Raw genomic sequence first — 13,031 nt, 5'->3', positions numbered from 1 at the left:
GGTCGGTGTGGGTCAGTACCCGCTGGGTCTCGCTGCCCAGCAGCAGCCCGGCGAGGCCGCGGCGGCCGTGGGAGGCCATGAAGATCAGGTCACAGCCGTGGCGGCCGGCGGCCTCGATGATCGCCTCGTAGACGACCGGATGGTCGCCCACGGCCGTGTCACAGCGCACGCCGACCTCCTCGGCCATCCCCCGGGCCCGCTCCAGCAGCACGGCGGCATAAGCCCGCTCGGCCTGGCTGCAGCGCTCCACGACGGCGGGATCGAGCAGCACCGGGTCGCCATAGATCGAAGCCTGCGGCGGCATCGCCGGATTGGCAAGCACGTGCAAGAAGGTGATGGTCGCCCCCGCCTCGCGGGCGAAGCTCACCGCCCGGCGGATCGTGTCGTCGGAGAGATCGGAGCCATCGGTGGGCACCAGCAGGTGACGGAACATCGACCTCGCCTCATGCGCGCTGGGGAGGGACCCATGATCGCCCGGCCGCCGGGACCGCACCGGCCCCTGCGAGGCGCCGCTCCACCCGCTGCGCCAGTTCCGGGGCCAGCCCGTCCCGATCGAGGCCAGCCAGCTCCGTCAATCCCTCCGGCAGACGGGCCAGCAGATCCACGGCCGTCGCCGCAAGCGCGGGGTCGAGATCTCCGATGAGCTGGCGCAGGGTCTGCCGCAGGGGCGCCGACGGCCAGGCGGCAAGCCCCACCGCCAGCCCCTCCAGGGCGGCCCGGCGCTGCTGCAGCGGTAAGGGGGCCAGGACCCGTTGGCGCAACAGCTGGAAATCCTCGGGATCGCGCTGGTGGCCCAGCAGCGGCAACAGAACAGCCATCCTGTCGATGGCCCCATTCCCAGCCGCCGCCCGCGCGTCAGTGGCCTCCCCTGGCAGGCGGAGCGCCTGGCGCAGCAAGGCCCTGAAGCGTCGGTCACGGATCCGACCGATCAGGTTCAGCAGGGCGGGATCCGCGTCTGGTTCGGCCAGCCACCAGGCCAGTAATCGGCTCGCCGCGGCGCCATCGAGCCGCCCGGCAAGCGCCGCGAGCAAATCGGCATCGGGCACCAGGCCGTGGCCCTCAATCGCCTCCAGCCAGGGCTCCAGATCGAGGTCGTCCTGAGCGCGCAGACGCCGCAGCCAGGACCAGCGATCGGGGCTGCCAGCTGGAGGCAGCTGCTGGGGCAGGGCCAGGAAAGGAGGGTTCCGGGTCAAGGATGAACCTCCCGTGCCCGTCGCGACCCGCCGGCAGGGCCAGCCCCCTCAGGAACGGTCGCCATTGATACGTTTAATGCCCCAGCCCAGGGGTGTGGAGGCCCCAGGCCTACAACGAAGGCACACCATTCGCAGGGCAGGCGTCCCATGGCCTTCAGCGGAATCGATGCCTTCTCCCACACCCCCAGCCAAAGGCAACGGGCCGAGACGCGGCGATGGGGCCGGCCCAGCGAGACGCCGCAAACGGTCGGGCCGATTGAGCAGAAAGAACGCCAGCTGCTGCTGACCCTGGTGGCCCAGTTGGCCGACGCCCAGTTCATCAGGGCCGACAGGGATCGGGTGGCCGAGCTCTGGCAGGAAGTGGCGGCCCTGGAGATTGATCCCGAACGGGTCATCCGACTTCTTTACGGTGGGCAGGATCTGAAGGACAGGACCACGCTGGCCATGTTGGACCGTGGCTGGAACCCGGAGGTGCCCCGGGGCAGGCGTTTCCCCTGGGGCCGCCGAGCCCTCAGACGAGGGTCGTCCGCCGCCGGGCGCCGAAACGTTCCACCAGCAGCGCTTCCAGCACGTCGCTGAGCTCACTGAGGGGAACGCCCTTCTCGTGAAGGGCGGCCAGCCGTGGCTCCTGGCCCATCGACCCGTCCAGGAAGATCTTCGCGGCCTCGACCATCTGGCCGTCCTGGCGGGCCTTGGCACCCATCAGGCCGATCTGGCCCATGTAGGGCTGGCCGCAGGCATTGGGACAGCCGGTCCAGTGGGTACGCACCGCCTGGGGAAGCTCCAGGCGACGCTCCAGCTCATCGATCACGGCCTGGGCGGTGCGCTTGGTGGGGATCAGGGCAAAGCTGCAGTAGCGGCTGCCGGTGCAGCTGACCGCTTCGGCCTGCAGGGCTCCGGGCTCCAGGCGGAACCGTTCCAGCAGCGGTTCGGCTTGCAGGGCCCCGAGGCGATCGGTCGGAACATTCACGATGAGCACGTTCTGGGCCTCGGTGAAGCGCAGCTCTCCACTGCCGTAATCGCGGGCCAGGCGCGCCAGTTCCAGCATCTGCTCCGCATCCAGGCGCCCCATCGGCACGTGCAGCCCCGCCCAGTGGAAGCCTGCCTGCTTCTGGGCCTGGAGGCCCAGCCCGTCGCGCGGGGCCCGCACCACCAGATGGCGGCCATCGTGGGGCAGGGGGGCCGGCGCTGACTCCCCGGCCAGCTTCCGGTAGCCCGCCACCACGGCAGCGCGGTAGGCCTCCAGCCCCAGGCCATCGATCAGATACATCAGCCGGCTTTTGTTGCGCTGGACCCGGTTGCCGTGGGCGTCGTAATGCCGCAGCAAGGCCAGGGTGAAAGCGGGCAGCTGGTCGGGCCGCAGCCAGAGGCCCAGGGGAACGGCCAGCTCGTTGCGCTGGGCCGAGAAGAAGCCGCCCACCATCACCGTGAAACCGAGCGACGCCGCCGGATCCTGCGGGTGGGGCGCGGGCAGGAAGGCGAGGTCGTTGTGCAGCAGGAAGCTGTCGGGGGCGCCGCCCACCGCCACGTTGAACTTGCGCGGCAGGTTGCGGGGGCCGCCATCGGCCAGCAGCCGCGTCTGGATGGCGTCCACCAGGGGCCGGGTGTCGATCAGCTCCTCGGGATCAAGGCCGGCCAGGGGGTTGCCGGTGATGTTGCGAGGGTTGTCGTGGCCCGACTGGCGACTGGTGAGGCCAACGCGCTCCATCGCCGCCAGCAGGGGCGGCATGTCCTCCAGCAACAGCCCCCGCAACTGCAGGTTCTGGCGGGTCGTGATGTCGGCGCTGCCGTGCTCGCCGCAGCGATCGACGGCGTCGGCCAGCACCTCCAGCTGCTCGGAGCGGATCACCCCGTTGGGCAGCCGCAGGCGCACCATGAAGCGACCGGGGGTGACGGGGCGGAAGAAGATCCCCAGCCACTTCAACCGGATCGTCAGGGTGGCCTCATCCAGGTTGTCCCAGCCAGCCGCGGCCAGTTCCGCCAGCCGGGGCTCCAGATCCAGGCCGCAGAGCTCAGCCTTGGCCTGCTCGACCTTGCTGAGGCTGGGCGCTGGCGGCGTGGTGAGCTCGTTGCTGGTGTCGGTGCTGTTCATGCGAAAACGGTGGTCCGCATGGCCGGCCACGCGGAGAATCCCTGCCAGGCAGGAGGACGCAAGCAACCCCGGGGGGTCGTCTGAAGCCGGGACGCCGGTGAGAGCTGCGTCGACGGGAAGGATCGTTTGTCGGGGAGCGCCAGAGAAAGCTGCGCAGACCCACCGATCAAGAAGGTTTAGTTTCTGGCATGGAGCCGTCCTCCCATGTCGCCACTGTTACCAGAACCGGCCAGCCTGGGGCCCGACGCCGCGGGGGATCGGCGCCTGGTCCGCCTGCGGGCCCTCGGCCCCGAGCGGGCCCACTTCCGCGAGTTGATCGGCAAGGTGGGCAGCGGCGAACACACCAGCACCGGCCTGGATCGGCAGGAGGCCGGTGTGGCGATGGACCTGATGCTCCAAGGCCAGGCCGATGACGCCCAGATGGGGGCCTTCCTGATCGCTCACCGCATCCGCCGCCCCCACCCCATCGAGCTCTCCGGGATGCTCGACAGCTACCGCCGCTGGGGCCCGGTGCTGGAAACACCCGGCCGACGACCGCTCTGCTTCGGGGTCCCCTACGACGGCCGCAGCCGTACCGCCCCCCTGCTGCCCCTGGTGGCCCTGGTGCTGGCCAGCGACGATCTTCCAGTGGTGCTGCACGGCGGCGACCCGATGCCGGTGAAATTCGGCGTCACCCTGGCCGAGCTGTTCGAGTCGATCGGCATCCCCTCGACCGGCCTGCCGCTCAGCAAAGTTCAAGAGCGCCTCGACCGCCATGGGCTGGCCCTCACCCACCAGCCCGACCATTTCCCACTGGCCGAAAAGCTGGTTCCGGTACGGGATGCCATCGGCAAACGTCCGCCGGTGGCGAGTCTGGAGCTGCTGTGGACGCCGCACCGGGGGGAGCACCTGCTGGTGAGCGGCTTCGTCCATCCCCCCACCGAGACCCGCGCCTGGCAGGCCCTACGGGACTGCGGCGAGACCGACCTGCTGACGGTGAAGGGGCTGGAGGGCTCCACCGACCTGCCCACCTCCCGCGCCGGCATCACCGCCCGGGTGCGCCAGGGGGCCACCGAGCGGATCCTGCTCCACCCCCGCGACCATGGCATCGCCACCGCCGAGGTGGCCTGGGAGAACCTGGAGGCCTGGCGGACGCAGGCATTGGCGGCGCTTTGCGGGGAAGGTCCCCTGGCACCGGCGTTGCGCTGGAACGTGGCGGCCTACCTGTGGTTCGCCGGGCGCTTCGAGCGTCTCGAGGACGCCCTGGAGCGGGCGACGGGCCTGCTGATGGCCCGCAGCGGCGAGCGGCTGCGGCGGGACATGACAGAACGTGGAGAAGAAAACAGCCGCCCCGCCCCGACATGACCGCCAATCGGTAGCTATCGCCACAGCCCAAGCCCCTGCGCGAATGGTGTGATCTTGAAGTGGTCAGCATTTGCGCCGCTCTACGACCTGGGCGCATTCTTTCCAGAAGCCAGGGTTATCACCCATACCCTGACTCATGCTTGGCGAACTCTGGTCCTTCCAGGGAAGATACCGAACCCTTCACCTCACCTGGTTCGCGTTCTTCCTCACTTTTGTGGTCTGGTTCAATCTGGCCCCGCTGGCCACGACGGTCCAGGCCGATTTCGGCCTCTCCGTTCCCCAGATCCGCACCCTGGCCATCTGCAACGTGGCCCTGACGGTTCCGGCAAGGATTCTGATCGGGATGCTGCTCGATAAATTCGGGCCCCGGATCACCTATTCCACCCTGCTCGTTTACGCCGCCATTCCCTGCCTGATGTTTGCGGCCGCGCAGGACTTCAATCATCTCGTGATCGCCCGCCTGCTGCTCTCCATCGTTGGCGCCGGCTTCGTGATCGGCATCCGCATGGTGGCGGAGTGGTTCCCCCCCAAGGAAATCGGCCTGGCGGAAGGGATCTACGGCGGCTGGGGAAACTTCGGTTCGGCCTTCTCGGCCCTCACACTGGTGATCGTGGCCGGATGGCTCTCCTTCTCCGGCGGCGCCGACATCGGCGGGGTGGTGCTCAACTGGCGCGGAGCCATCGCGCTCACCGGCATCATCGCAGCCGTCTACGGAGTCATCTACTTCTTCAGCGTCTCCGACACTCCCCCTGGCAAGACTTATCAAAAGCCCGCAAAGACCGCCGGCCTGGAAGTCACCTCCATGAAGGATTTCTGGGGTCTGCTGGGGATGAACGTTCCCTTCGCGGTGATTCTGGTCGTGCTGGCCTGGCGCCTTCAGAAGGTCAAATTCCTTGATGCCGGTGGTTACACCATCGCCCTTTTGCTGGTGCTGGCCTGGTTCATCTTCCAGACCTGGGGAATCATCCGCACCAACCGTGATCTGATCTCCGGCGCCAAGAGCTATCCCAAGGAGGATCGCTACGACTTCAAGCAGGTGGCCGTGCTTGAGCTCACCTACATCGTCAATTTCGGCTCCGAGCTCGCCGTGGTGTCGATGCTCCCCACCTTCTTCGAAACCACCTTCGCGCTACCCAAGGCCACCGCCGGCATCCTGGCCTCAGCCTTCGCCTTCGTGAACCTGGTGGCCCGCCCCGGCGGCGGCCTGTTGTCCGATCGGCTCGGCAGCCGCAAGAACACCATGGGCTTCCTCACCATGGGCCTGGGCATCGGCTATCTGGTGATGAGTCTGATCAAACCCGGTACCTTCACAGGAAGCGCCGGGATTGCGGTCGCCGTGGTGCTCACCATGGCCTGCTCCTTTTTCGTTCAGGCCGGAGAAGGGGCCACCTTTGCCATGGTGCCCCTTGTCAAGCGCCGGGTCACCGGTCAGATCGCCGGCATGGTGGGGGCCTACGGGAATGTGGGCGCTGTGGCCTACCTCACCATCTACAGCCTCCTGCCGCTGTGGATGGGGGACGGCTCCAAGGATCCCTCCCCGGCGATCGTGGCGGCCTCCAACAGCGCCTTCTTCCAGGTGCTGGGGATTGCGGGCCTGATCGTGGGTTTCCTCTGTTACTTCTTCCTCAGGGAGCCCAAGGGATCCTTCGCCGAGGAACACGAAGGCGAGGCGGCCCTGGCCCAGGTCTGAGTCCGGTTCGATCCGGTCGTTCGTCCAGAGGCCTCGTTCAGCGGCCTCTTCCAGCTGTGGAGGTCGGTTGCTTCGTCCGATCTCCACCCAGCTGCGAACACCGTTCAGGCCGTTCCGGAACGCCATGCCCACCCAATCCACACGCAAGTCCCTGTTGACGGTCACCTGCCGCGATGGCTGAGCCAACTGACGCCAGAACCCTCTCCCAGTGCCCCTACTGCGGCGTGGGCTGCGGCCTCGAGATGCTTCCACCCGCCGTGGCGGGACAGAGCGTGCGCCGTGATGCCGAGGGAACGCCGATGTGGACGGCCCGCGGCAGCCGCAGCCATCCCTCCAGCCTGGGGCAGGTGTGCATCAAGGGGGCCACGGTGGGGGAAACCCTCTCCCGGGGCCGCCTCAGCCAGCCCCTGTATCGCTCCAGCCTGGAGGAGGACTTCCAGCCGATCCCCTGGGAGGCGGCCTTCGATCTCCTGGTGGATCGGCTTCGCACCATCCTGGACACCAGGGGGGCCGGGGCCATCGCCATGTACGGCTCCGGACAATTCCACACCGAGGACTACTACCTCGCCCAGAAACTGTTCAAGGGGGCCCTGGGAACCAACAACTTCGATGCCAACTCACGCCTGTGCATGAGCTCGGCCGTGGCCGGCTACACCCGCAGCCTCGGCTCTGATGGGCCACCCTGTTGCTACGAGGACCTCGACCACTGCAGCGTCGCGTTCCTGATCGGCACCAACACCGCCGACTGCCATCCGGTGCTCTTCCAGAGGCTGCTGAAGCGCAAGAAACGCCAGCCCCGCAGCGTCACGATCGTCGTGGTGGATCCGCGGGCCACCGACACGAGCAAAGCCGCCGATCTCCACCTCGCCATCGCGCCCGGGACCGATCTGGCCCTGCTGCATGGCATCGCCCACCTGGTGCTGCGGCAGGGGGGCTTCGACAGCGACTTCATCGAAGAAGCCACGGACGACTTTGCCGCCTATGGCCAGCTGGTGGCGGAGTGGACACCCGAGCGGGTGGCAGGCGTCTGCGGCATCCCCGAGAAGCAGCTGCGGGCCGTGGCAAGGCTCTGGGGATCGCAGAAAGGCATCCTCAGCCTCTGGTCGATGGGGGTGAACCAGCGCCGCGAGGGCACTGCCGTGGTGGGGGGACTGATCAACCTCCACCTGCTCACCGGCGAGATCGGCCGTCCCGGGGCCGGGCCCTTCTCCCTCACCGGTCAACCCAATGCCATGGGCGGCCGCGAAGCCGGGGGGCTGGCCCACCTGCTGCCGGGCTACAGGCTGGTGGCCAATGGCGAGCACCGGGCGGTGGTGGAGCAGGCATGGGGCTTCGCGCCGGGGTCGATCGCTCCCGAGCCCGGCCTCACCGCCTGGCAGCAGGTGGAAGCCATCGAGGCCGGCGCCCTCGATCTCTGGTGGGTGGCGGCCACCAATCCGCTGGTCAGCCTGCCGAATCTGGAGCGCGTGAAGGCGGCCATGGCCCGCTGCCCCCTGGTGGTGCTGAGTGAGGCCTATGCCGCCACGGAGACGGCCCACTACGCCCATCTGCTGCTGCCGGCCTCCCAGTGGAGCGAAAAGGCCGGCGCCATGACCAACTCCGAGCGGCGGGTCACCTACTGCCCGGCCTTCCGTCCGCGCCATGGCCAGAGCCGGCCCGACTGGGAGGTGTTCGCTGAACTGGGTCGTCGACTCGGATTCACGGAGCAGTTCCGCTACGGCTCATCCGCGGAGGTCTATGCCGAGTTCGCCGCCCTCACCGCCGGTCGGGTGTGCGATGTCTCCGGCCTGAGCCATGCGCTGCTGCAGCGGGAGGGGCCACAGCAGTGGCCCTTCCCTTCCGGTAGCCAGCCCAGCTCCGCTTCCCGGAGGCTCTACGGCGACCTCTGCTTTCCGACTCCTTCGGGGAGGGCCCGCTTCGTGGCGGAGCAACCGCTGGGCCTGGCGGAACCGGCCTGTGAGGCCTATCCGCTGGTGCTCACCGTGGGGCGCTACCTGGGCCAGTGGCACACCATGACCCGCACCGCCAAGGCGGAGCGGCTGCAGGCCATGCATCCGGAACCACTGCTGGAGATTCATCCACAGGATGCGCAGCGCTTCGGCATCGACGATGGTGACCTGGCGTCCATCACCTCCCGTCGCAGCCGGATCACCGCCAAGGTCCAGGTGACGGATCGGATCCGCCCCGGCTCGGTGTTTCTGCCCATGCACTGGGGCTTCAGCCAGGAGCTGGCCTGTGAAGCCAATGCCCTGATGCACGAGCAGGCCTGCCCCATCTCCGGCCAGCCGGAACTCAAGGCCACCGCGGTCTGCGTGGCTCCTGCCGCCGCCGTGCACCGACCCCGGGAACAGCCTCTGGGAAGCGATCCCGCCAGCCATGCGGGGGATGCCACAAGGTCATCAGGCCATCGGTCCAGTCGAGACGATCAGGGAGGCCCGAGCCGTGCGGCCTGTTGAGAAGTATCAAGAACTACAGAAAGTCGTGAGGTCCGGACGGGGCCCACGAGAGTTGCAATCGGTGTCGTCCGCTGCGGATACTTTCCCCTGCATCCCTGCAGGATGAATCAATCACTGAGTTGTTCCAGTGCATCTCGCGATTTCACTGGGCCTGCTCCTGGGTATCGGTCATGGCTGGCTGGCCTCTGAGCAACGACTGCGGTCCACCGTCTCCACCCCTTTGAGCTGGCTTCAACCCGTCAGCCACGGCGAGGCGCTTTCCCCATACTGATGGGGTGCTGCCAGGCTCCCCGATGACCCAGATCAGGACCTCCAACCGCGCCGGGGCCACCCCCCTTGGGGTTGCCGCCGGATTTCTTGGTGCCTTTGTGGTGGCCTCCCTTGCCATTCAGTTGATCCGTGGGGCCCAACCTGCTGCCGGCACCGCCATGCAGGCTCCTGCCAGACCAGCCCCCGTTGTGGCCCATCAGGCCGCCCTCTGGGACACGCTGGGCAAGCCCTGACGCGCTCACCTCGTGGGGGAAAGAGCCCCTTGCCGGGCCGCGTACGGGAGATGGGGACAGGACCGCGGATGGACAACAAGCTCAGGCGGTCTTCTGAGCAACGCCCCTGGACCAGCCTCGGCGGCTGGCCACCACCTTCACCGACCTGACCGCGTCCAATGCAGTGACCTTCTGGGGTCGGATCCTTCCCCGGAGATCGGTCGTAGGGAGGACCACATGGAACGGCGAGCATCCTCGTTCTCACATCCCCAGGAGCAAGAATGACCTTCCGGCAAAAGGGGCATCCCGACGATCCCCCGGTTGGGACGCCATCAATCCCTACCCCAGCTGTCATGCCGTGCCATGGAACGACCAAGCGAGCACACTTCGCCCCATGGAAGGCAAGACAGTGACAACACACCAACACGACCCAGCCCCCGGCGCCGAGGTGGTCCTGATTCGCCACGGAGAAACGGCATGGAGCCTCTCGGGCCAGCACACCGGCAGCACCGACATCCCCCTCACCGAGCGGGGGGAGGCGGCCGCCCGCGGGCTGGCCCCGCTCCTGGCGGCGAGCCCGTTCTCCCTGGTGCTGTCCAGTCCGCTGCAGCGGGCGCGGCGCACCTGCGAACTGGCGGGCCTGGCTGGGGAGGCCCGCCTTGAGCCCGACCTTGTCGAGTGGGACTACGGGGCCTACGAGGGTCTGACGAGCAAGGAGATCCAGCGGGATCGGCCAGGCTGGATGGTGTTCCGTGATGGCTGTCCCGACGGGGAGAGTCCCGCCCAGGTGGGGGAACGGGTCGATCGGGTGATCCGGCGCCTGCAGCAGGGTGGCGGCCGGGTGGCCCTGTTCGCCCACGGGCATCTGCTGCGGGTGTTCGTGGCGCGCTGGATCGGGCTGACGCCCAGCCACGGCGCCCATTTCCTGCTCGACACCGCCACCCTCACGATTCTGTCCAACTACCGCGGCCTGCCGGCGGTGCAGTGCTGGAACGCTCCCCTGGCTCCGGGCCCCTGAGGGCGGTCCATGTCGGATTGCTGACCCCCCCAAAAGAGAGCGGTTGATTTATCAGCTTTTTCACGCAGGCAGGCGAAAGTTGAGGTCAATGCCCCCTGCATGTGACGGCCATGACCATCTCGACGATGGCCCCCTTCGAGGCCCAGGCCATGACGCCGGAACTGGAGCAGGAGCTGTACCTGATCGATGCCTGGTGGCGCGCCGCCAACTATCTGGCCGTCGGGATGATCTATCTGCGGGACAACCCGTTATTGGCCCAACCGCTGCGCCATGAGCACGTCAAGGCACGGCTGCTGGGGCACTGGGGCTCCTCCCCCGGCCAGGCCTTCCTCTGGGCCCATGCCAACCGGGTGATCCGCCGCCACGACCTCGACATGATCTACCTGTCGGGGCCGGGTCACGGCGCCCCCGGCGTGCTCGGCCCCACTTACCTCGACGGCAGCTACAGCGAGGTCTACCCCGACAAGAGCCAGGACAGCGAGGGGATGCGCCGCTTCTTCAAGCAGTTCTCCTTCCCCGGCCACATCGGCAGCCACTGCACCCCGGAAACCCCCGGCTCGATCCACGAGGGCGGGGAGCTCGGCTATGTGCTCTCGCACGCCTGTGGGGCGGTGTTCGACAACCCCGACCTGATCGCCCTGGCCTGCGTCGGTGACGGCGAGGCCGAAACGGGCCCCCTGGCCACCTCCTGGCACATCAACAAGTTCCTCAACCCGATCGGCGACGGGGCGGTGTTGCCGGTTCTGCACCTGAACGGCTACAAGATCGCCAACCCCACCCTGCTGGCCCGCATCCCGCGTGAGGAACTGGCCAGCCTGATGCGCGGCTACGGCTGGGAGCCGCTCTTCGTCGAAGGCCACGAACCGATGGCCATGCACCGGGCCATGGCCGCCGCCATGGACCAGGCGATCGGCCGCATCCTGCAGATCCGCGCCGAGGCCCGCGCCAGCGGTGAAGCGGTCCGCCCCGCCTGGCCGATGATCGTGCTGCGCTCGCCCAAGGGCTGGACCGGGCCGGCCTCTCTGCACGGCAAGAAGCTGGAGGGGTTCTGGCGCTCCCACCAGGTGCCCCTGGCCGCGCCGAACACCGACCCCGAGGAACTGCTCCTGCTGGAGGAGTGGCTGCGGAGCTACCGGCCCTGGGAGCTGTTCGACGAGCACGGCACCCTGCGGCCGGAACTGCAGGCGCTCTCCCCGCAGGGACACCGGCGGATGGGCTCCAACCCCCATGCCAACGGCGGCCTGCTGCGCCGCAAGCTGCAGTTCCCCCCCCTGGAGAACTATGCGGTGGAGGTGGCGGCCCCCGGCACCACGGAGGTGGAGAACACCTACCCGCTCGGCGAGCTGCTGCGCGACATCATCCAGGCGAATCCCGTGTCGATGCGGGTGTTCGGCCCCGACGAAACCGCCTCCAACCGGCTGCAGGCCATCTACGAGGTGAGCAAGAAGGTGTGGATGGAGGAGTTCCTGCCGGAGGACCTCAACGGCAGCGAACTGGCCCGCAACGGGCGGGTGGTGGAGATGCTCAGCGAGCACACCCTGGTGGGAATGATGGAGGGCTACCTGCTCACCGGCCGCTACGGCTTCTTCCACACCTACGAGGCCTTCGCCCACGTGATCGCCTCGATGTTCAACCAGCACGCCAAATGGCTGGAATCCTGCCTGCTGCATGCCACCTGGCGGGCCCCGATCGGGCCCTGGAACTGCCTGATCTCCTCCACGGTGTGGCGGCAGGACCACAACGGGTTCACCCACCAGGACCCCGGCTTCATCGACCTGGCGGGCAACAAGAGCGGTGACGTGGTGCGGGTGTACCTGCCGGCCGATGCCAACTGCCTGCTGGCGGTGGCGGAGGAGGCCCTGCAGGAGACGAACGTCTGCAACATCATCGTCTCCGACAAGCAGAAGCACCTGCAGTACTTCAGCCTGGAGCAGGCCCGGCGCCATGTGGCCAAGGGGGTGAGCATCGTCGGCTGGGCCAGCAACGACGATTGCGGCACCACGCCGGATGAGCCGGATGTGGTGATGGCCTGCGCCGGCGACATCCCCACCAAGGAGACCCTGGCGGCGGTGGAGATCCTGCACCGGGAGATCCCCAGCCTGCGGATCCGGGTGATCAATGTGGTCAAGCTCTTCGCCCTCACCGAGCCGAACGAACACCCCCACGGCCTCAGCGGCCGGGACTTCGACACCCTGTTCACCACCGACCGGCCGGTGATCTTCAACTTCCACGGCTACCCCTGGCTGATCCACCGCCTCACCTACCGCCGCACCAACCACGCCAACATCCACGTGCGCGGGTACAAGGAGAAAGGCAACATCAACACGCCCCTCGAGCTGGCGATGAACAACCAGATCGACCGCTTCAACCTGGTGATCGACGTGATCAACCGGGTGCCCTTCCTGCGCTCCCGCGCCGCCCACGTCAAGGAGCGGATGCAGGACGCGATCCTGTCCCACCGGGCCTACGCCCACACCCACGGCACCGATGCCCCGGAGGTGACCGACTGGCGCTGGACGCCCCCGGCGGCCGCGCACGGATGACCGAGCCGGCGACGCTGGCCGGCGAGGTGGCTGGGGAGGTGCTGGTGCTGAACGCCGGCAGCTCCAGCCTCAAGGTCTCCGTGCACACCCGCACGGGGGACTGCCTCTGGAGGGACCAGCGCAACTGGAGCGTCGGCGCCGCGGAGAGCACGGCCCCTGAGGACCGACTGGAGGCCGTGCTGGACGCCTGGCTGCCCGGGGTCCTCGCCGGCC

The 13,031-nt window shown here is 68.1% G+C and carries 9 protein-coding genes and 1 pseudogene; 7 read left to right on the top strand and 3 right to left on the bottom strand.

All coding sequences use genetic code 11. The features are described 5' to 3' along the window. The 3 genes from VB734_RS14110 to VB734_RS14100 form a co-directional block, all read right to left on the bottom strand. Nucleotides 1-433, bottom strand: a 433-nt coding sequence (locus tag VB734_RS14110; protein WP_323243575.1) for a universal stress protein, incomplete at its 3' end; no start/stop codon positions are given. Between the two features lie 10 nt (nt 434-443). After that, on the bottom strand, nt 444-1,193 hold the full coding sequence (locus tag VB734_RS14105; protein ID WP_323243574.1) for a hypothetical protein: 750 nt from the start codon (nt 1,191-1,193) through the stop codon (nt 444-446). Nucleotides 1,194-1,704: 511 nt separating this feature from the next. Beyond that, nucleotides 1,705-3,285 carry a ferredoxin--nitrite reductase gene (locus VB734_RS14100; RefSeq protein ID WP_323243573.1) on the bottom strand — a complete coding sequence of 527 codons (1,581 nt, stop codon included), beginning with the start codon at nt 3,283-3,285 and terminating at the stop codon, nt 1,705-1,707. A gap of 204 nt (nt 3,286-3,489) precedes the next feature. Between VB734_RS14100 and VB734_RS14095 the strand changes: the two genes are divergently transcribed. The 7 genes and pseudogenes from VB734_RS14095 to VB734_RS14065 all read left to right on the top strand — a co-directional run. Continuing rightward, nucleotides 3,490-4,629: an anthranilate phosphoribosyltransferase gene (locus VB734_RS14095; RefSeq protein ID WP_323243572.1), complete on the top strand. Its 1,140-nt coding sequence runs from the start codon at nt 3,490-3,492 to the stop codon at nt 4,627-4,629. Nucleotides 4,630-4,765: 136 nt separating this feature from the next. Next, a complete protein-coding gene (locus tag VB734_RS14090) occupies nt 4,766-6,319 on the top strand; it encodes an MFS transporter (protein WP_323243571.1) in 1,554 nt (517 codons plus the stop codon). 173 nt (nt 6,320-6,492) lie between these two features. Then, complete coding sequence (locus VB734_RS14085) at nt 6,493-8,775, top strand: nitrate reductase (protein ID WP_323243570.1); 2,283 nt, start codon at nt 6,493-6,495, stop codon at nt 8,773-8,775. 293 nt (nt 8,776-9,068) lie between these two features. Next, nucleotides 9,069-9,278 (top strand): hypothetical protein, encoded by a 210-nt coding sequence (locus VB734_RS14080; protein ID WP_323243569.1) that lies wholly within the window; start codon nt 9,069-9,071, stop codon nt 9,276-9,278. A gap of 388 nt (nt 9,279-9,666) precedes the next feature. Continuing rightward, on the top strand, nt 9,667-10,275 hold the full coding sequence (locus VB734_RS14075; RefSeq protein WP_323243568.1) for a histidine phosphatase family protein: 609 nt from the start codon (nt 9,667-9,669) through the stop codon (nt 10,273-10,275). 110 nt (nt 10,276-10,385) lie between these two features. Next, on the top strand, nt 10,386-12,818 hold the full coding sequence (locus VB734_RS14070) for a phosphoketolase family protein (protein WP_323243567.1): 2,433 nt from the start codon (nt 10,386-10,388) through the stop codon (nt 12,816-12,818). Then, nucleotides 12,815-13,031: pseudogene (locus tag VB734_RS14065) on the top strand (acetate kinase); the annotation flags it as partial. The gene VB734_RS14070 and the pseudogene VB734_RS14065, both read left to right, overlap by 4 nt.

It is taken from the genome of Synechococcus sp. BA-124 BA4 (assembly GCF_034931165.1).
This window is presented reverse-complemented; position numbering and strand designations above follow the sequence as displayed.

Bases quoted from the DNA above. Each gene is read 5' to 3' on its own strand.
- VB734_RS14100 (WP_323243573.1), bottom strand. From the start codon at position 3,285: ATGAACAGCACCGACACCAGCAACGAGCTCACCACGCCGCCAGCGCCC.
- VB734_RS14095 (WP_323243572.1), top strand. From the start codon at position 3,490: ATGTCGCCACTGTTACCAGAACCGGCCAGCCTGGGGCCCGACGCCGCG.
- VB734_RS14085 (WP_323243570.1), top strand. From the start codon at position 6,493: ATGGCTGAGCCAACTGACGCCAGAACCCTCTCCCAGTGCCCCTACTGC.
- VB734_RS14080 (WP_323243569.1), top strand. From the start codon at position 9,069: ATGACCCAGATCAGGACCTCCAACCGCGCCGGGGCCACCCCCCTTGGG.
- VB734_RS14070 (WP_323243567.1), top strand. From the start codon at position 10,386: ATGACCATCTCGACGATGGCCCCCTTCGAGGCCCAGGCCATGACGCCG.
- VB734_RS14090 (WP_323243571.1), top strand. From the start codon at position 4,766: ATGCTTGGCGAACTCTGGTCCTTCCAGGGAAGATACCGAACCCTTCAC.